General features: G+C 41.2%; 19 protein-coding genes. 3 read left to right on the plus strand and 16 right to left on the minus strand.

The window, feature by feature from the left end:
- The 4 genes from mnmE to rpmH form a co-directional block, all read right to left on the minus strand.
- A partial coding sequence (gene mnmE / locus Q0C11_RS08730; protein WP_293007194.1) for a tRNA uridine-5-carboxymethylaminomethyl(34) synthesis GTPase MnmE occupies positions 1-896 on the minus strand: 896 nt, incomplete at its 3' end.
- 70 nt (positions 897-966) lie between these two features.
- Positions 967-2904, minus strand: a complete 1938-nt coding sequence (yidC, locus tag Q0C11_RS08735; RefSeq protein WP_293007171.1) for a membrane protein insertase YidC — start codon at positions 2902-2904, stop codon at positions 967-969.
- Positions 2905-3261: 357 nt separating this feature from the next.
- Positions 3262-3606 carry a ribonuclease P protein component gene (rnpA, locus tag Q0C11_RS08740; protein ID WP_293007172.1) on the minus strand — a complete coding sequence of 115 codons (345 nt, stop codon included), beginning with the start codon at positions 3604-3606 and terminating at the stop codon, positions 3262-3264.
- A 51-nt stretch (positions 3607-3657) separates the two neighbouring features.
- Positions 3658-3792 carry a 50S ribosomal protein L34 gene (gene rpmH, locus Q0C11_RS08745; protein WP_292920374.1) on the minus strand — a complete coding sequence of 45 codons (135 nt, stop codon included), beginning with the start codon at positions 3790-3792 and terminating at the stop codon, positions 3658-3660.
- Positions 3793-4190: 398 nt separating this feature from the next.
- On the opposite strand from rpmH, the gene xseA reads away from it, so the two are divergent.
- The gene (gene xseA, locus Q0C11_RS08750) at positions 4191-5549 is read left to right on the plus strand and encodes an exodeoxyribonuclease VII large subunit (RefSeq protein WP_293007173.1); all 1359 of its coding nucleotides are present in this window, start codon (positions 4191-4193) and stop codon (positions 5547-5549) included.
- A gap of 44 nt (positions 5550-5593) precedes the next feature.
- Complete coding sequence (locus Q0C11_RS08755; RefSeq protein WP_293007174.1) at positions 5594-5968, plus strand: DUF423 domain-containing protein; 375 nt, start codon at positions 5594-5596, stop codon at positions 5966-5968.
- 175 nt (positions 5969-6143) lie between these two features.
- On the opposite strand, the gene Q0C11_RS08760 is transcribed toward Q0C11_RS08755, so the two are convergent.
- Complete coding sequence (locus Q0C11_RS08760) at positions 6144-6488, minus strand: hypothetical protein (RefSeq protein ID WP_293007175.1); 345 nt, start codon at positions 6486-6488, stop codon at positions 6144-6146.
- A gap of 213 nt (positions 6489-6701) precedes the next feature.
- On the opposite strand from Q0C11_RS08760, the gene Q0C11_RS08765 reads away from it, so the two are divergent.
- The gene (locus Q0C11_RS08765) at positions 6702-7175 is read left to right on the plus strand and encodes a disulfide bond formation protein B (protein ID WP_293007176.1); all 474 of its coding nucleotides are present in this window, start codon (positions 6702-6704) and stop codon (positions 7173-7175) included.
- A 13-nt stretch (positions 7176-7188) separates the two neighbouring features.
- Here the strand turns inward: Q0C11_RS08765 and xerD are convergent, their stop codons facing one another.
- The 11 genes from xerD to nuoG form a co-directional block, all read right to left on the minus strand.
- Positions 7189-8100 (minus strand): site-specific tyrosine recombinase XerD, encoded by a 912-nt coding sequence (gene xerD / locus Q0C11_RS08770; RefSeq protein WP_293007177.1) that lies wholly within the window; start codon positions 8098-8100, stop codon positions 7189-7191.
- Positions 8087-8590: a methylated-DNA--[protein]-cysteine S-methyltransferase gene (locus tag Q0C11_RS08775; RefSeq protein ID WP_293007178.1), complete on the minus strand. Its 504-nt coding sequence runs from the start codon at positions 8588-8590 to the stop codon at positions 8087-8089. The genes xerD and Q0C11_RS08775 overlap by 14 nt, the downstream gene beginning before the upstream one ends.
- A 160-nt stretch (positions 8591-8750) precedes the next feature.
- Positions 8751-10661 (minus strand): molecular chaperone HtpG, encoded by a 1911-nt coding sequence (gene htpG, locus Q0C11_RS08780; protein ID WP_293007179.1) that lies wholly within the window; start codon positions 10659-10661, stop codon positions 8751-8753.
- Between the two features lie 250 nt (positions 10662-10911).
- A complete protein-coding gene (gene nuoN, locus Q0C11_RS08785) occupies positions 10912-12357 on the minus strand; it encodes an NADH-quinone oxidoreductase subunit NuoN (protein WP_293007180.1) in 1446 nt (481 codons plus the stop codon).
- Between the two features lie 49 nt (positions 12358-12406).
- Entirely contained in the window at positions 12407-13891 is a 1485-nt protein-coding gene (locus Q0C11_RS08790) for an NADH-quinone oxidoreductase subunit M (protein WP_293007181.1), read from the minus strand.
- Positions 13892-13991: 100 nt separating this feature from the next.
- Complete coding sequence (gene nuoL, locus Q0C11_RS08795) at positions 13992-15932, minus strand: NADH-quinone oxidoreductase subunit L (protein WP_293007182.1); 1941 nt, start codon at positions 15930-15932, stop codon at positions 13992-13994.
- A 48-nt stretch (positions 15933-15980) separates the two neighbouring features.
- Positions 15981-16286 (minus strand): NADH-quinone oxidoreductase subunit NuoK, encoded by a 306-nt coding sequence (gene nuoK, locus Q0C11_RS08800; protein ID WP_292920385.1) that lies wholly within the window; start codon positions 16284-16286, stop codon positions 15981-15983.
- A gap of 58 nt (positions 16287-16344) precedes the next feature.
- Positions 16345-16950, minus strand: coding sequence for an NADH-quinone oxidoreductase subunit J (locus tag Q0C11_RS08805; RefSeq protein WP_293007183.1), 606 nt, complete (start codon positions 16948-16950; stop codon positions 16345-16347).
- A gap of 19 nt (positions 16951-16969) precedes the next feature.
- Entirely contained in the window at positions 16970-17458 is a 489-nt protein-coding gene (nuoI, locus tag Q0C11_RS08810) for an NADH-quinone oxidoreductase subunit NuoI (RefSeq protein ID WP_292920387.1), read from the minus strand.
- A 15-nt stretch (positions 17459-17473) separates the two neighbouring features.
- The gene (gene nuoH, locus Q0C11_RS08815; RefSeq protein ID WP_293007184.1) at positions 17474-18571 is read right to left on the minus strand and encodes an NADH-quinone oxidoreductase subunit NuoH; all 1098 of its coding nucleotides are present in this window, start codon (positions 18569-18571) and stop codon (positions 17474-17476) included.
- A gap of 22 nt (positions 18572-18593) precedes the next feature.
- Entirely contained in the window at positions 18594-21005 is a 2412-nt protein-coding gene (nuoG, locus tag Q0C11_RS08820; RefSeq protein WP_293007185.1) for an NADH-quinone oxidoreductase subunit NuoG, read from the minus strand.
- Positions 21006-21068 lie beyond the last annotated feature (63 nt).

Raw genomic sequence — 21068 nt, forward strand, 5'->3', positions numbered from 1 at the left:
AGCACCAGGTTGGCGCGTTTAATCGCAGCCAGTGTTCGTTCAATGCCTTTTTGTTCGACAATATCACTGGTTTCTCGCAGACCTGCGGTATCCACAATATGAATTGGCATTCCGGCAATGGTGATGGTTCGTTGAATGGCATCACGAGTAGTTCCGGGTATTTCCGTGACAATGGCGGCCTCTTCTTCGACCAATTGATTCAGTAAGCTGGATTTGCCGACATTCGGCGCCCCCGCTAACACAATCTGGATGCCTTCCTGTAGCAAGTTGCCCTGCCGTGCAGCGGAAAATGTCTGTTCCACTTGCGTGACAATATGATCCAGTTTTGCGCGAATTTGCAAAGTTTTCAAATTATCGATTTCGTCTTCCGGAAAATCCAGGGTGGCTTCGATGAGCATCCGCAGTGTGATCAGCAAGCTTACCAATGCTTCGATCCGAGCGGAGAAATGACCTTGCAACGAATTGACCGCGCAGCGTGCGGCTTCATGTGTGCTGGCTTCAATGATCGCCGCGACGCTTTCAGCTTGGACTAAATCGATTTTATTATTGAGATAAGCACGCAAGGTGAATTCACCAGGTTGCGCTAAACGAGCACCAGCGCTCAGGCAACTTTTGAGCAATAAATTCAGGATTGCCGGGCCGCCATGTCCATGCAGCTCGAGCACATCTTCACCCGTGTACGAATGAGGCCCTGGAAAATAAAGAACAATGCCTTGGTCGATGATTTGTCCATTGGCATCGAAAAACTTGTTGAGGCTGGCATAGCGTGGCTTGGGAAGCTTACCAAAAATTGTTTCTGCAAGTTTTACTAAATTCTTGCCAGAAATTCGAATTACACCGATTCCACCGCGTCCGGGCGGAGTTGCAATTGCTGCAATGATATCAGGACTTACTATGTATAAACTCCGTGTGCTTTATGGGTTGCTATGCCGGCAATCTAGGTTGATAGATAACCGGCAGGTATTTTTATTTCTTCCTGGTTTTTTTAGCAACCGGATTGCTTTTTGGTTTTACAGGCGATTTACTTTTATTAGAAGCGGCTGCTTGCTTTAACGGTGTTTTTTCATTTTTCTCTGAACTCACTGCCGCTCCTGCTTCCGCTCCGGCAGTAGAAGTGTTTGCTCCTTCATTATCGAGAGGAGCCGCCAATTGAAGGTTTTCCTTAGCGGGTTCGGGGCTATTCTTAATTTTCTTCTTACTTTTATCTTTATTAGCTTCTTCCTCCGCAGCTTTGTTCTCATACATGCGTGTAATCTGCCATTGTTGCGCTATGGAAAGAATATTGTTGCAGAGCGAATAAAGCACAAGACCCGCCGGGAAAAAGAAGAAGAAAATGCTGAACGCAATCGGCATAATCTTCATTATTTTTGCTTGCATCGGATCTGCGGGCGTGGGACTGAGTTTTGATTGAATCCACATCGATACGCCCATAATTATGGGCAGCACATAATAGGGATCGGGTACTGACATGTCAGTTATCCATAAAGCTAATGGTGCGTACCGTAACTCAACGGCAGCCAACAATGTCCAGAACAATGCAATGAAAACAGGAATCTGAACCAATATTGGCAAACACCCGCCCATTGGATTGATTTTCTCTTCCTTATAAAACTCCATCATGGCTTGATGCATACGTTGCCGGTCACTCGCGTATTGCTCTCGAATACGTTGCAGTTTGGGTGTAACTACACGCAGTTTAGCCATCGAACGATAGCCGGCAGCGGATAATGGGAAGAAAATAAGCTTGACAGTCAGGGTAAGGAGAATAATTGCGATCCCCCAATTATCTGTCCACGAATGATAAAAAGAAAGCAACCAGAATAGTGGTTTAGCCAGAACGGTCAGCCACCCGTAATCGACTGTCAAATCAAGCCCAGGAGCCAATTCAGCCAGTTTATTTTGTTCTTGTGGGCCGGCGTAAAAAGGCATAGAAATACTTCTAACTTGGTCCGGCTCAACGGCACCAACGGGCGCAATAACGCCGGCAGCATATTGGTTGGGAGCAAGCCGTTTGGCGAAATATTCGCGGGGCGTGCCGGGTTCAGGTAACCAGGCAGTCAGGAAATAATGTTCCAGCATTGCTATCCAACCATTATCCGCATTGGTTGGATATTCCGCTTTATTCTTATCCAAATCAGAAAATTTAATTTTCAGAAATTTCTCATCATCCGTATACATTGCAGCCCCGGTATAAGAATGAACCAAGGCGCCAGCTCCGACAGGCTCATTAGGATCCCGCAGCATCTGAAAATAAGAAAATGGAATTATTGTTGTTTCGCTATGATTGGCAATCTCAAATTCAACATCAATTACGTAGCTGCCACGATGAAAGGTATATATTTTCGTAACTTGTATATCATCCGCTTCAGGTGCTACAAGACGTACCACGACTTTTTCCTGACCAGATTCCAGCTGATAAGAATATTTATTGTCCTCTACGGTAAATTTTGTTTTGTGATTAGGCAATCCATCGCCAATGAGCCCGGACTGGGCAACTTGAAATCGCGCAGTTTTATCCATCAAGAGCTCGTAGGGCTTACTGATATCCTCTCGGGCTGGGTGTTCAAGCAAGCCTAGCTGTCGAATATCACCCCCTGCTGTATCAATCTCAGCAATAATCATGTCCGTTCTCACCTGAATCTTTTCGCCTATGGTGAAAAGATTAGGCGTTACAGATGGACTGACACCTTCGATCCCTGGAACGGTAGCCGATCCGGTTATTGAAGAAGCCAATTCATCTCCAGGAACCGGGAGAGGATCATGGCGTTGATTGGAAGGGTCTGAGGCTGTTCCAGACATTACTTGCGAACTGGTGGAAGGATATAATTCTTTTTGCCAGGCATCCCACAAAAAAAGCAATGAGGTGGAAAAAATGATGATCAGTAGAAGTTTTTTTGTTTCCATTATTTTTCAATCAAGTTGGTTTTCTCGATAAAGCTATTCGCGTACTACTCGCAATAGTTAACCGTACAATTACACATTTTGTTATAGACAAATTTCATCACGGCTGCTTTACAAAGAATTTTGGGTAGTCAGTTAGTTTTGAGGTTATGGGTGAAATTACCGAGCTGGTTTTTAATAACACCTACACTCCAGGGAATGCACTTAATATGTGACATATAGTCAATCGCGCTCCAAGTTATTAACCAGATACTCGTATGCTTTGCATGCGTATTGTATTGTGAATAAATTGGGCTAAATCGGCATATAGGTACCAAGATAGAATTCTTGCAATGTCGGCAAGACATTTAATACTAATGATTAATTGTGACATTGCTGTAGTTCGAGCATTATTAATTGCATTTCGGCGGACAACCCTTTGGACTCATCTTTGATCATAGGACGTCTCAGTCGTATCAACCAATCCATTTCTTTTATTTTATCGCTGCCCCGTTTTCTCCGAAATGTTTCTCGCAAAATACGTTTAATCCGGTTACGCCTAGTTGCACGACGCTCAAATTTTTTTGAAACAATCAATCCTAGGCGCGCATAACCCAGACCATTCGGTTTCGCATAAATTTGAATTAAATCCCCACTGATCTGACACTTAAAATTAATTATCGCAGCAAATTCTGAAGCTTTTTGTAACTTGCAGTGCTTTGGCAAAGAATGAATTTCAACAAATCTAAAAATAAAGAATATAACCCAAATATATTTTTAAACACTCAATCGTGCTCGACCTTTTGCACGACGAGCACGGATTATCGCCGCACCAGCACGTGTTTTCATACGCACTCGGAACCCATGCGTACGTTTTCTCTTAGTTACTGAAGGTTGATAAGTACGTTTCATTCGTCACTCCTCTCAATATTTATTTTATCTTATCAATAGAACCGCGTATTACAACTTGTTATGGGGTCAAATGTCAATATCCTTTTCAAAGATAAATCAATCTTGCCCTTTTGATGAGCAAGATTAACAGATAAGAAAATAGGTTAGTAGTTTTAATTTGATTAGTTATTGGAATAGGTGTCAAATTCTTATCAAGGTGCAATTTATGATACGTTAATTCAAACTATCGCCGAAACATTCAAACATTCTGCCTGATGATGCAATGATAGAATACAAATAAATGATTTTTAACCCGACCAAACAGAATCAAGTTTGAATACCAAAATTCCTCAATACGCTTTAATACTCATTTCCGAGTATTGGATAATACTCACACACACAGATCCAACCAATCATACATGAGTCTGTTTCCCATAACCAACCTCGCGCATAAAGTACTGACCGTCAGTGAGTTAAACAACAATACCAAACAGTTGCTGGAACAAAACATCCCATTAATGTGGATTAAAGGTGAAATCTCCAATTTAAAGCGCTACCAATCGGGTCATTGGTATTTTTCTCTCAAAGATAATCAAGCGCAAGTCCGTTGCGTGTTATTCAGTCATAAGAATCAGTTTATCGATTGGCAACCTAAAGATGGCATGCAAGTAGAAGTGCTTGCATTGGTCACCCTGTATGAGCCGCGCGGCGATTTTCAACTTAATGTTGAAACTATGCGACACGCAGGGTTAGGTGAGTTATTCGAAATGTTTGAAAAGCTTAAAGCCAAACTGCAACAAGCTGGGCTATTTAGCCCTGCGCAGAAAAAACCATTGCCTGCCTTTCCTAAACAAGTCGGCATCATCACCTCACTAGATACTGCGGCACTACGAGACATTCTGTCGACATTGCGACGGCGCATGCCATTCTTGCCAGTCATTGTCTACCCTACCCTGGTACAAGGAAAAACAGCCGCCAGCAACATCGCTGACACCATCAAATTAGCATGCCGACGGGCAGAATCCGATGTATTGATACTCTGTCGTGGCGGTGGCAGCATTGAAGACCTATGGTCATTTAACGAAGAAATCGTAGCGCTTGCAATTAGCACCAGCTCAATACCTATCGTCAGCGGTATCGGCCATGAGACAGACTTTACCATTGCAGATTTTGTTGCAGATATGCGCGCACCTACACCTACTGCAGCGGCGGAACTGGTTAGCAAAGACCGAATAGAACTAAGTCATCGATTAAATGCGCTGCATCAACACATGCACCGCACCACTTTGCATCGTATTGAACACGCTATGCAACAAGTTGACATTCTGTCGCACCGATTAATTTATCCTGGCGACAAAATCAAGCAACAAATCATTCATCAGCAACATTTGCAAGGCCAGCTCATTAACACATGGGCACATCAGTTGGAAAAGAAGCAGTGGAAATTACTCGATCTCAATCAACAACTAATAGCATTAAGTCCGCGGATTGCTCGACTGCAAGAACAACAAAATGAATTGGTTTCACGTTTAGGTTACGCCTATTCTCGCTATTTCGAAACATTGTCCGCTAGGCTATGGCATTTACAGATGCAATTATCACACCTAAACCCGCAAGCGGTACTGGAGCGGGGTTATAGCATCACACAGGCTAAGGATGGTGCCATCATTCGTGACAGCAAACAAATTCATTCTGGAGATAGAATTCAGGTAAAATTTGCGCACGGAATGTGTGAGGCGGATGTCAGCACAACCAGAGATCCTGATCAATACGAATAAAACGATCATTCATTCCTCTATATTCAACAAGGACAAAACTGTCGATGTCAAAAACTTTTCTGATACTAGGTACATTAAATACACTGTTATGCATCGCATTAGGCGCCTTTGGTGCCCATGGATTGAAAAGAATGTTATCAGCCGATATGCTTTCGGTGTATCACACTGGCGTGCAATACCATTTTTATCACGCCTTTGGAATCATCGTCATTGGCCTGCTTCTGCTGCACTTCCCCAAATCCCGCTTGATGCCAATATCCGGTTGGTTAATGATGGTTGGCATTGCTCTGTTCAGTTTCAGCCTTTATGTACTCAGCCTAACCGGCATACGCGGGCTAGGTATGATCGCACCCTTTGGTGGTGTTTCATTCCTCACGGCATGGGCTTTACTCGCATATGCTATCTGGAAAGAAAGGTAATTGACGGGATCATATCCACCTAAATGTTTACAATAAAAGTACACTGGGATTCCAAAAACACTTCCACAAGTATTTAAGAATTATGAGTTCTTGGAATCCCGCAATGACATTTAAAATTATTCAATTCGAATAAATACCCAGTTAAAATATCCCCTATTATATACAATCTATTGATTTATTTTGCCATTCCTCTGTGAGCAGCAGCCATTTGCGCATTTCTTTCCGCCGCTTTAGTAAATTCTCTTAATAATGCTTCATGGTGTGAATGGTATTCTTGTCCTACTCGACCATAGTATTCACTATGCTCTTCATACTCCTTCAGCATCTTTCTTTCTGCTTCTGCTTTTGCATACATTTCCTTAGATTCTTTTTCGTAATGCTCAGCTAATTTGATATGATAAAGACTGGTTCCGACACTCGCTTCAGCTTCGCCTGTATTTGTTGATTCTCCGGCCAAAGATACACTTGAAACCAGGAAAGTAAGAATAATTATAACTACGGAATATAACCTTACTTGCATACTGAGTCTCCTTAAACTGATGTATAAAAAAGATACTACTGTCACTACAAATATCCGATCAGCTGAATATGCCTCTAACTTAACCGATCATCACCTTGGGAATCTGTTTCAAACTAGTATTTTTTCCCATTTGTACATCATAGCAAATTGTATGATTCCCACAAAAGATTTATGGATTAACTATGCCATTAATTAGATTCAGGTAATAATAAAATGAGATTATTATTTCTATTCATGTTACTAGCTTGCGTCAGTTTTTTGGGATACGCACAATATCTTCAGCACATAGAAGGGCTATTACCTTGTCCGCTTTGTGTTGCACAACGTCTGGCGTATTGGTTATTAGGATTAACAGCATTTATCGCGTTTCTTCATAACCCCAAACCACTTGGACATCGCCTTTATAGCCTATTAATGGTTATATTAGCGCTCACGGGTACGGTCATTGCAGCACGGCATGCCTGGTTAATTCGATATCCGGAATCGTTTGAATGTGGCATCAGTCCTGAAGAAGCCTTTCTGAACTCCTTACCTATTGCCGATTGGTGGCCTGGAATGTTTGAAGCTAACGGCGATTGCGCTAATGTCGATTGGACATTTTTATCGTTGACGATTCCAGATTGGTCACTTGCTGCGTTTGTTGGTCTTGGGATCTTGGCGCTTTACCCTCTGTTACCCCGGAGATAGTCAAAGCTTCGGATTACCCCCGTGGATGATGCTCGGAGTGGAGCTGCTTCAGGCGTTCACGTGCAATATGCGTATAAATTTGTGTAGTCGATATATCCGCATGCCCCAATAGCAGTTGCACAACACGCAAATCAGCGCCATGATTTAATAAATGCGTAGCAAATGCATGGCGTAGCGTGTGTGGCGATAGTTGCTTGGCAATCCCCACTAATTGAGCATACCGCTTGATAAGATACCAGAAAGCTTGGCGTGTCATAGCGGCGCCACGTGTGGTCACAAAGATTGTATCCGTAACAATGCCATTTAACAGCAAAGGCCTCGCATCTTTGGTGTAACGATTCAACCATTCGAGTGATTCTTCTCCTAGCGGCGCAAGTCGCTCCTTTCTGCCCTTACCCATGACTCGCAATACACCCATATCCATGCCGACTTGCGAATACTTAAGATTGATCAGTTCTGATACTCTTAATCCACTGGCATATAAAACTTCAAGCATGGCCCGGTCACGCAAACCCAGTGGCTGCATAAGATCGGGTGCATTTAGCAACTGCTCAACTTCTTTTTCTGAGAGACTTTCTGGTAGGTAACGCTGCAGTTTAGGCGTTTCTATATTAAGGCTAGGGTCGGTTGAAATTTTTCCTTGACGCAGTAAAAAGCGATAAAAACGCTTTAGACTCGATAACTCCCGACTTGTAGTGCTGGCTTTCATCTTAGCTGAAACTCTAGATGCGAGAAATTCCAACAAATCAGAATTTGTCGCTTCGGTTAACATACTATTACTTGGATTACGTTGTTTCAACCATGCGCTGAAAAGTTGCAGATCATTACGATAACTATCCAGCGTATTGCGCGACAACCCATCTTCGAGCCATAAAGCATCAGAAAACTCATCCAGCAGCCCGGTATTTAATTCAGGTACTCTCATGCCGCAACAGCCAACGCTTAATCTCTAAAGGGTTTCCTTCACTCGCGTTCATAAAACCTCCTAATCCACCACTTTTGGAAATAACCCGATGACAAGGTATGACAATCGGAATACGATTAGCACCACAAGCTCGACCCACCGCTCTTGGTGCCGAATGTAACCGCATTGCTATTTCTGCATAGCTATTGGTTTCTCCACATGGAATAGCTTGGATAGCATGCCAAACACGCTGCTGATGTGTCGTACCACTAATATGTAAGCACAAATCAAACGTAAAATTTGGTTCGGTCAGGTAAGCAAGTAATTGCCCACACACTTCTTTTGCCAACATAGTTTGTGGTGCCAGAGCTAGTGTATCAACTGGCAAATAATCAATATCAGTAAGCCAATCTTCTTCTGTTCTAATACCTAAAACAGCGAATGGCGCAAGTAACTTCGCCTGGTAAGTTTTGACTGAGTCAATTGCCCGATTATTTCTCGATCTCACCATTATTCGCTTGATTATTACTTACAGAATTTATGACAACATGTTTTACCTGCACGAAAAATGGACATTCGATATAACTAGAAGTTTCATATTGCAGCCTCAATCTTACAACCTTCATATGATTCATAGAGGAAGTTTATAAGCCATACGATATTTGCAATACTTAAGACTTTAACAGTAACAATTCATTGAGCCTTTTGACAAACGCAGCTGGATCTTCGAGCTGCCCACCTTCAGCCAATAAAGCCTGATCAAACAATATGTGGCTCCAGTCCTCAAAATTTTCCACTTCATTATTTAGTCGCTGCACCATTGGATGATGTGGATTGATTTCTAGTATGGGTTTAGTATGTTGTATTTTCTGCCCCGCTGACTTCAATAATCTCTCCAAATTACCACCCATATCGTTAGTATCTGCCACCAGACAAGCAGGAGATTCAGTCAAGCGAAACGTAACCCGTACATCTTTTACTTGCTCATTTAACGTTACTTTCATTTTTTCAGTCAATTCTTGGAAGGCATCGGTTTCTTTTTCTCGCTCTTTTTTCTCCGCTTCATCTTCTAAATCCCCTAGGTCTAATCCGCCCTTTGCAACTGATTGGAGGGGTTTTCCCTCAAATTCTGTTAAGTTACTTACAAGCCACTCATCAACGCGATCTGCTAGCAAGAGTACCTCTATGCCTTTCTTGCGAAAAACTTCAAGATGCGGACTATTCTTAGCTGCCTTGAGACTATCTGCTGTCACATAATAAATTTTCTCTTGACCTTGTTTCATGCGCCGCAAATAAGTTTCCAAAGAAACCGTTGGCTCATCGGAGTCACTATTTGTCGTGACAAGACGCAACAATTTCGCAATTCGTTCACGATTAGCAAAATCCTCGCCCACACCTTCCTTTAGAACCTGCCCAAATTCTCGATAGAAAGTTTTGTACTTTTCTTTACCATCGTCATCTTCGTGTTTTGATAAGTCTTCAATTAGTCCTAGAACTTTTTTAACTACCCCTGCCCTAATTGAGTCAATATCCTTAGATTCCTGCAAGATTTCTCGAGATACATTGAGTGGTAAATTATTTGAATCGATTACGCCTCTTACAAAACGCAAATAGTTAGGCAACAACTTCTCTACATCATCCATAATGAAAACCCGTTGCACATACAACTTAATCCCATGGCGGCGCTCGCGATCAAATAAGTCAAATGGTGCTCGTGATGGAATATAAAGTAACTGTGTATAATCTTGCTTACCTTCTACCCGTGCATGCACATAAGCAAGCGGAGGCTCGAAATCATGCGCCACATGTTTATAAAATTCATTATATTGTTCTGCAGTAATTTCGTTCTTAGAACGAGTCCATAAAGCATTCGCTTGATTAATGGTTTCATCTTCATCAGTAATTTTGTTTTTATTCTCTTCTTGCGACCACTCTTCCTTTTTCATCACAATAGGCAGGGTAATGTGATCCGAGTATTTCCGGATAATATTACGGACCCGCATCCCGTTAAGAAACTCATCTTCTTCATTACGCAAGTGCAGTATTATTTCGGTTCCTCGCTCGGGCTTCTCAACGGTTTCCAATGTATAATCGCCCTCGCCGCTAGACTCCCACCTCACACCATGTTCAGCAGTCAATCCGGCGCGCCTGGTAATCAATGTCACTTTGTCAGCAATAATAAAAGCTGAATAAAACCCTACACCAAATTGACCGATCAAATGTGCATCCTTAACTTGATCACCGGTTAATGAATTAAAAAATTCACGCGTGCCTGATTTTGCAATGGTTCCTATATGATCAATAACTTCTTGGCGAGACATACCGATACCGTTGTCAGAAATGGAAATTGTCCGGTCATTAACATCATAACTAACGCGAATTCTGAGATCCGAATCGGATTCATAAAGTGCAGCATCAGTGAGACCTTCAAAACGTAATTTGTCTGCTGCATCAGAAGCATTTGAAATCAGTTCACGCAAAAATATTTCCTTATTACTGTATAAGGAATGAATCATTAACTTTAGTAGTTGCTTTGCTTCCGCCTGAAAATTTAATTGTTCTTTGGTTGTTGCAGCTTGCATGATTATCTCCTTAAATGTTTTGCGTAAGTATAGGATTCAAACTGAAGAATTCAAGTTGATTGATCATTCAGTTGATTATATATATGGTTATCTAAATAAATTCTATTACAGAAATCGCCAATCAAAGAAGTATCGTTAAAATACCTCAAGCAACAAACTACTCGACAAGGTAAGAAATTTACTTGGATCTTTGGCGGAATGCGGTCACGTCACAGTAGGGAGTTCTTGATAGAACACTCTGCAGCGCTAACTACATAGAATTTTGGATTGCATAAAAACTTAACCCCATAAGCGCCTGAGGGAATATGCCTAATGCTAAAACAGCAAAACCATTTGCGCTCAATAAAATTCTAACATCGCTATTAGAAACAAGAGGCTCAACAGTTTCTGGATCATCAAAATACATCAATTTGATAATACGTAGATAATAAAAAGCGCCAATCAATGAAAACAGCACTGCTACTACTGCTAGCCAAATGTAGCCAGCATTGACAACCGCTTGCAATACAGCAAATTTTGCATAGAACCCGATCATTGGTGGAATACCTGCTAGTGAAAGCATCAATAACAGTGTAATGAATGCATACCAGGAATTTCTTTTGTTGAGCCCCTTAAAGTCATCGATGTTTTCAGCTTCAAATCCACTTCGACACAGCAGCATAATCATGGCGAAAATTCCGAGAGTCATCAATACATAAGCGATGACATAAAACAAAGCAGAACTATAACCATTTGTATCTGCGCTAATAAATCCCAACAATAAGAATCCCATATGCGAAATAGTTGAATAGGCTAGCATTCTCTTAATGTTCGTTTGTGCTATTGCAGCAATATTACCCACTGCCATAGATAAAACCGCCAGAATTACTAACATTCCCTGCCAGTCAGCAACCATTTCGCCCATTCCTTCAACCAATAATCGCATTACAAAGCCAAATGCCGCCAATTTGGGTGCGGAACCAATAAATAGTGTCACAGCTGTCGGTGCACCTTGATAAACATCCGGCGCCCACATATGGAAGGGTGCTGCACTGAGCTTAAAAGCAATACCTGCCACAATAAAAACCAAACCAACAATGAGCACTTCTTTGCTACTTGCTCCACTTTGAATAATTTGAGCAACCTGAGATACATGGAGCGTTCCTGTCGCTCCATAAATCATTGACATACCATATAGCAAAAAACCTGATGCCAAAGCGCCCAATACAAAGAACTTCATGGCCGCTTCTGTTGCCATCAAGGAATCGCGTCTTAGTGCTACTAATGCATAAAGTGACAATGAAAGCAATTCTAAGCCGATATATAGCGTCAAGAAATGACTGGCTGAAATCATGACCATCATGCCTAGAGTTGCAAATAGTATCAAACTAAAAAACTCTCCTTTCAGCATTCCGCGATCACTTATATAGGAATGCGAATATACGAGAACAGCCGATACCGTACCATAAACCATCAATTTCAGAATATCAGCCATGGAATCATCGACAAACATACCATGAAAAGTTAGTATCGATTCAGTGGAAAAAGATACAAAAGTAAGTATTGCACAGCCTAATAGCGTAATTTGCGTCAACAAATAAGCAACATAGCGTCTACTCTCGCCAGCTGCAATATCTGCAAGCATTACCACGCACACCATGATAAGCATAAAAATCTCGGACGAGGCAGGCGCAAGATCAGGTGGAATAAAATTCATTAACTCATTATCCTTATAGCAGGAACGATCACCGTTCTAGATTTCTGTATTACAACTTACTATTACTAACATGAGTTAGAAGTTGATCAACTGTTGCATGCATCACTTCAGTTAATGGGAAAGGGTATATACCAATCCACAAAACAGAAATTGCCAAAATTGCCAACAAACCGAACTCTCGTTTGGATATGTCCCGCAAACTCTCAACCGCAGGACTTGCCACTGCACCAAAAATAACGCGTTTATACATCCACAAAGTATAAGCAGCGCCAAATATCAATGTAGTTGCCGCAAGAAATGCATACCAAAAATTTACTTTAATTGCACCCATGATCACCATGAACTCACCTACGAAACCACTCGTCCCTGGCAAACCGGCATTCGCCATCGCAAATAGCATGAAAAAAGCAGCAAAAACAGGCATCTTATTTACCACGCCTCCATAATCAGTAATCTGACGGGAATGCAATCGATCGTATAGCACACCGACACAAAGAAACATGGCACCAGAAATGAAACCATGCGAAATCATTTGTACCATTGCACCTTCGATACCATAAGCGTTTAACAAGAAAAAGCCTAATGTTACAAACCCCATATGAGCTACTGATGAATAGGCAATCAGTTTCTTCATATCGGCTTGCATTAGTGCAATCAACCCTATGTAAACGACAGCAATCAACGACAAGACAATCATCATTTCTGCTAAGTAGTGACTTGCATCCGGGGCGATTGGCAATGAAAAACGCAAGAAGCCATAACCACCCAATTTAAGCAGAATTGCTGCCAGCACAACTGAACCACCTGTTGGTGCTTCAACGTGTGCATCAGGTAACCAGGTATGCACTGGCCACATAGGAACTTTAACCGCAAATGCCAGAAGAAATGCGATAAATATTAAAATCTGTGGTGTCATAGGGATTGCTAGCTTGTGATAGTTCTCTATTGAGAAACTTCCTTCGGATGCGTGATACAAATAAATAAATGCAATTAACATCAATAAGGAACCAAGCAGCGTGTAAAGAAAAAATTTGATTGCCGCATAAACCCGATTAGGACCACCCCAAATACCTACGATTAAAAACATCGGTATTAACGATGCTTCCCAGAATACATAAAATAAAATCGCATCCAACGAAGAAAAAACACCGTTAACGATCCCGGACATAACCAAGAAAGCTCCCATATATTGGGATACTCGTTCTTTGATGACATCCCATCCTGCCACTACCACCAATGGAGTAATAAAACAATTCAACAAGATCAATGGCATAGAAATTCCATCTACACCGATATGGTAATTAACATTAAAACGTTCAAACCATATATGATTTTCCAAAAACTGCATGGCTCCTGTTGCAGAATCGAAATTGGTATATAGCGGAATTGCTACTAAAAATCCCAAAACCGAACCAATTAAAGCAATCCAGCGCGCGAGCTCTGCATTGCGATCATCTCCAGTAGCAAAAACGGCCACACCAAACACAATGGGTAACCAAATAATTAAACTCAATAGTGGGAATTCAAACGACATGCTTATTCCGTTTTATTTGTTAGTAGTACTTATTACTTTTAAGTATTTTATTTATCGATATCTACAAACAACAACATATCTCATTACTTTTGTATGTAGCCTAATATAGCCATAGCGTCAATATAAAGAATATGCCAACAATCATTGTAAATGCATAATGATAAATATAACCTGTTTGATAACGACGAACGATTGCTGAAGTCAGTGCAACCACTCGTGCTGCACCATTGACAAAGAATCCATCAATAATTTTGATATCGCCATACTTCCAAAGCACCGTACCCAAGGCACGTGTTCCACCAGCAAAAAGCCATGAATATAGTTCATCAATATAGTATTTGCGATCAAGCAAGTTATACACTGAACCAAAGTTTTCTTTTATTTTTCCTGGAATATCGGTTCTTACACAATACAAATACCAAGCAGTAAGAATACCTGTCATTGAAAGCCAAAATGGTGTGGTATACAAAGCATGCATCATCATTCCACCAACCCCAGAAAATTCTGCACCTAATTTCTCAATCGCATCATGGTGTGGCAGTACGTGAATCGCGCCGTTAAAATAATCGCCAAAAACCATTGGGCCGATAAACCATCCAGCTGCTACGGTTGGAATAGCTAATATCACCAGTGGCACAGTCACAACCCATGGTGACTCATGTAAATGTTCCTTAGTATGACGATCCATCCGAGGTTGCCCATGAAACGTCATGAAGATTAGCCGAAAAGTATAAAAGGCTGTTACAAATACCGTTGTCAAAACACAGAAATAAGCAAAACCAACACCTGGAATATTAGCAAAGTGGACTGCCTCAATAATTGCATCTTTAGAGAAAAATCCGGAAAAACCGGGAACACCCGCACTGGCTAATGCAGCAATAAACATTGTCCAATAAGTAATTGGCATATAACTTTTAAGTCCACCCATTTTTTGCATATTTTGCTCATGATGCATGGCAATAATGACGGAACCAGCACCCAAGAATAAAACGGCCTTAAAAAATGCATGAGTCATCAGGTGGAAAATTGCTGCAGAATAGGCTGATGCACCCAAGGCTACTGTCATGTAACCTAGTTGGGATAGCGTGGAATAAGCAACGACTCGTTTAATATCATTTTGAACCATGGCAACAAGTGCCATGAACAATGTGGTAATTCCACCAATCACCAAAATAACTGATAAAGCTGTTTCTGATAACTCAAAAAGTGGCGACATACGCGCCACCATGAATATGCCTGCAGTTACCATTGTAGCGGCATGAATCAGTGCCGATATGGGCGTTGGTCCTTCCATGGAATCCGGCAACCATACATGTAAAGGAAATTGCGCTGACTTGCCCATTGCGCCAATAAACAACAATATACAAATCACCGTAATCACAAGCCAGGATATACCAGAAACCAATTCAATATTTTCATTGACGATGCCTGGAGCTTGTGCAAAAACAGATACATAATCAAGCGTGCCAAAATAAGCCAATATCATACCAATGCCCAGGAGAAAACCAAAATCTCCAACACGATTTACTAAAAATGCCTTCATATTGGCATAAATAGCGGTAGGGCGTGTATACCAAAACCCGATTAACAAGTACGAGACAAGTCCAACAGCCTCCCAGCCAAAAAATAATTGCAAGAAGTTATTTGACATCACCAACATCATCATCGAGAAGGTGAACAACGAGATGTAGCTGAAGAAACGCTGATAACCTGGATCACCGTGCATATAACCGATGGTATAGATATGCACCATAAGTGAAACTAAGCTAACAACAACCATCATGGTCGCTGATAATTGGTCAATTAGAAAGCCGATTTCGAATCGTGTATCACCTGTTATTAACCATGTATAAACGCTGCCGTTATAACTATTACCTTCTAATACATCAAAAAAAATAACAATGGATGCTATCAACGAAACGAATACTAATGCTATCGTGACGCGATGACTCCAGATAGGTCCAATAAAGCGCCCCAATAATCCCGCGATAAGTGATCCAATTAACGGAGCTAACGGAACCAATAAATAAAGTTTCTGCATCTTGATTAATAATTCTTATTAATTATAAATACTTATAATGTTCTTTAACTAACCTTTAAGCTTGTCTAAATCATCAACATTGATTGTATGCATATTGCGAAATAGCACCACGATTATTGCTAAGCCAATAGCCGATTCAGCAGCTGCAACTGTCAAAATAAAGAACACAAAAATTTGCCCTGAAATATCTTGCAAGTAGTGCGAAAAAGCAACAAAGTTCATATTAACTGCCAGTAACATCAATTCAATTGACATTAGTATGATAATGACATTTTTTCGATTCAGAAAAATACCGACCAGCCCTATTGCAAACAATATCGCGCCGAGTACAAGGTAATGAGATAATGAAATCAAGAGCTGCCTCTTTTTATATTTAAATAGTCACCAAACAGAAATAAGTACACACAAACACTCATTCTTTCTTTTCTGTCGGCATGTTCACTATACGGATTCTATCTTCTTTTCTTACTTTGACTTGTTTAGATGGATTCGTAGATTTCTTATCTTCGCGATGACGCAGTGTCAACGCTATTGCCGCAATCATCGCAACCAGTAAAAGCACAGCCGCCAATTCAAACGCATACACATACTCGGTATAAATCAACCGCCCCAGTTCTTTCGTATTACTGTAATCAGCACCTTTGGGCTCAGGTATCGGCATTTCTTCATGCCCAAAGTATTTACCCATTAGCACCATTGATATTTCTACTACCATGACCAGAGCAATCACCGCACCAAACGGAAACCATTTCCAGAATCCTTCTCGTAATTGATCCAGATTGATATCCAGCATCATCACTACAAATAAGAACAAAACCATGACAGCACCGACATAAACTAATACAAGCGTAATCGCAAGAAATTCTGCTTCTAGTAGCAACCACAAACCAGCGCACGTAACAAATGACAACACCAGCAATAAAGCCGAATTTACTGGATTACGCACCGTAATTACACCGAGCGCCGATGCAATCAGTATTGCTGAAAAAAAATAAAATAAAATATCTTGAAAAATCATTAGTATTTACCAGCAAGATTCAACGATAGGGTGCATCAGCTTCTCGATCCTTGGCGATCTGCTCTTCATATCGATCTCCCACTGCCAATAGCATTTCTTTGGTGTAGATAAAATCCTCTCTCTTCTCACAGTGGTATTCCAATATGCGTGTTTCAACAATTGAATCAACTGGACAGGATTCCTCACAGAAACCACAAAAAATGCATTTACTCAAATCGATATCATAGCGTGTAGTCCGTCGCGTACCATCCGCACGCTGTTCTGACTCTATCGTAATCGCCATCGCCGGACAAACAGCTTCACATAATTTGCATGCAATGCAGCGTTCTTCTCCGTTTGGATAACGACGTAATGCATGCAAGCCGCGAAAACGCGGCGATTGAGGAGTTTTTTCCTCTGGAAAATGTACAGTTATCTTTGGTTTAAAAAGATATTTTCCAGTAACTGCCATACCTTTTAGCAATTCAAATAATAAAAAGGTACTAAAAAATTTTTTGATACGATCCATTGTATTCTCTCAATTTTAAAACCAGATATTTAGTGGAAACACATTTCGTATTGATTCTGGCAATTGCATTATTGCACCTAAAAGAACGATCCATACGAGTGTTATAGGAATAAATATTTTCCAACCTAGTCTCATAATCTGATCATAGCGATATCGCGGGAAAGTCGCACGAAACCAAAGAAAAAAGAACAATATAAATGCAATCTTTAATAGTAGCCAGATAAAACCAGGTATCAGCGTAAACGGTGCAATATCAATTGGCGGCAACCACCCCCCCAAAAACATAATAGATGTTAAAGTTGCCACCAATATCATATTGGAATATTCGGCTAGAAAAAATACAGTAAAAGCCATACCTGAATAATCAACATGAAAGCCCGCAACAATTTCTGACTCGCCTTCCGCGACATCAAATGGCGCACGATTTGTTTCAGCAACACCTGAAATCAAATAAACCAGAAACATCGGGAACAGTGGAATCAAATACCAATTTAACAGACTGTTACCCTGCTGGCCATTCACAATATCACCCAGATTCAAACTTTGTGACATCATCAGAACACACACTAAGGCAAACCCCATTGCAAGTTCATATGAGACCACTTGTGCAGCTGAACGCATGGCGCCTATAAAAGCATATTTAGAATTAGATGCCCAACCCGCGATAATGATGCCGTATATACCCATGGATGTCATTGCTAAAATATAAAGTAATCCAGCGTTGATATCCGCAAGCACGAGCTCGGGTGAAAAAGGAATCACAGCCCAAGCAGCCAATGCCGGCATAATAGTAAGTACAGGCGCCAGAATAAAAAGAAATTTATTAGCGCTTGTTGGAATTATAATTTCTTTCATGATTGCTTTTACAGCATCAGCAATCGGCTGCCCCCAACCACGTAACCATGGTATGCCAAAAAAAGTTACCCTATTCGGCCCTACTCGAATTTGCATATACGCAATAATCTTACGTTCGGCAAAAGTAAGATAAGCCACGCCTAATAACAATGGAACAACAATGGCAAAGATAAATGTCATATTCGTGGCTAATGAAAACATCATGGGTCCCCATTCTGCACCCAATATTTCCACAAACTGTTGTTGAATACTCTCCATTAATAAACTCCAACCCTTGCCATCACAATTTCTCTATTTTTACTTCACCAAACAGAGCACCTAGCGCTACTGTTTTAGGATGTGCGCACGCGATGCGAACACAATTAGGAGGCAATTTTTCATCTAACGCAGCTTCAAGTTGCACAAGCCCTTCTCCTTGCTTAACTTTTACTTTATCGCCCGAGATAACACCTAAATTTCCTAGTTCCCCAGCCGCCATCCAAGCTTTGGGCAGCTCGGCATCCTGCGTAGCCTGTAAAGATTCGGCTCTACGAACAATCGGGTCTGCTTGATAAATCGGCACTTCGCCAATACGTTCCATACCCTCTTTCTCAACTATCGAAATAGTAGCTTCAAAATTCCCTAAGCTATTATTTAGATATCGACTAATCTCAAATCCATCAGGAAAAATCTCTGCACGTATTTGCTCTGCTGTTTCATATTCGAACTTTTCCAGCGCTAGCAAATTAGCTAGAACACGTAATACCTTCCATCCAGGTCTAGCTTCGCCTAATGGGGAAACCACTCCATTAAAGCTCTGTATCCTACCCTCTGTATTAACATAAGTGCCTGATGTTTCAGTAAATGGCGCAATTGGCAGTAATACATCTGCATAATCTTTAGCATTTCCTTGGTAAGCACTCAATGACACTACGAATTTACCCGTTTTAATTACTTCTATCGCTTGTTGCGAATTATAAGAATCATATTCTGGTTCTACATTCATTAATATAAATGCGCTGCATTCTTCATTTGTTGAGTCATTCTCAAATTCCAATATTTGCGCAGCATTCAATCCACATTCGACATGATCCAACTTCTCCGCAACTGAGAATGCCGTCGTTACCGGTATTGCACCGGCAAGATAAGCGCCTACGCTATTGGCAGCTTCACCCAGCACACCATAACTTGCACCCGTTATTTTAGCAATTAACCCAGCAAGCCAAATTAACTTAGCATAATCAGGGTGGTGCTGCGCGATATTACCCAAATAAATTGCAGCCGGTACACTTTCAATCAAGCTAGATGCAATAGCGGAAGCACTCGTCGTACTCGAAACACCTAACGAATTAATGACTCGTTGCAACTCTTCCGTTTGTTCTATTCCCTTTATTTCAGCAGCAACTTTTAGAATCTCAGCCAAAGCTTTGACCATTAAGCTCGGTGCAACAATTGTTTTGTTTGCAACATTAACTAACAGGTCATCATCTACCGGGTTTACAACATTCAATTTCATGCCATTCTTTACAGACTGCCGTATACGTTGCGCTAGGAGCGGATGATCTTTGCGTAGCGTACTGCCGATAATTAAAGCTGACTTTAGTTGCGAAATGTCTGCAATGCTGGTACCCAACCATGGAATACCCTGCATTTTCTTATCTGCACTAAAGTCGGATTGACGTAAGCGATGATCAATGTTGCTACTGCCAAAATCTCTCAACAATTTTTGCAATAAATAAAGCTCTTCCGTGGTGCTATACGCAGACCCTAATGCTGCAATTTTATTAGCACCGTATTGATTCTTTATCGCTTGAAGAGCATTAGCTGTAAATTCCAGAGCTTCCTTCCAGTCACACTCAAACCATTCACCATTACGCTTGATCATGGGGCGTATCAATCTGTCTTCAGAGTTCAATCCTTCATAAGAGAATCGATCTTTATCAGACAACCAGCACTCATTAATTTCCTCATTGTCTCGAGGAAGCACACGCATCACGCGATTTTGTTTAACTTGTACGACAAGATTCGATCCTAAGCCACAGTGCGGGCTAATTGATTTCCTGCGCGACAACTCCCATGTACGTGCCGAATATCGGAATGGCTTACTAACCAACGCACCAACTGGACAGAGATCAATTACATTACCCGACAATTCAGAGTCCACTGTTTTGCCGACAAATGCAAGTATTTCTGCATGCTCACCACGCCCAGCCATACCAAGTTCCATAATCCCGGCAATTTCCTGACCAAACCGAACACAGCGCGTACAGTGTATGCACCGCGTCATATCTGTTGATATCAGCGGCCCCAGATTTTTGTTAACAACCACTCGCTTCGCTTCGGAATATCTTGACCCGCTCGAACCGTATCCTACAGCAAGATCTTGTAACTGACACTCACCGCCCTGATCACAAATAGGGCAATCAAGTGGATGATTAATCAGCAAAAACTCCATCACTCCCTTTTGCGCGGCCACGGCTTGCTGAGAATGCGTATATACCTTCATTCCATCCATTACCGGTGTTGCACAAGCGGGTAATGGTTTTGGCGCTTTTTCTACTTGCACCAGACACATACGACAATTGGCTGCAATGGATAATTTTTTGTGATAGCAGAAATGTGGAATGTATATACCAACCTGCTTTGCACCATCCATGATGGTGTTCCCCTTGGGTACAGATACCTGCTTACCGTCGATTTCTATATTGACCATCAGTTAAAATTCTTAGGTTAATTACGAACAATTAAATTAGCATGTTATTAATTATTAACTAAT

This window comes from Nitrosomonas sp. (assembly GCF_022842015.1).
Lineage (GTDB): Bacteria > Pseudomonadota > Gammaproteobacteria > Burkholderiales > Nitrosomonadaceae > Nitrosomonas.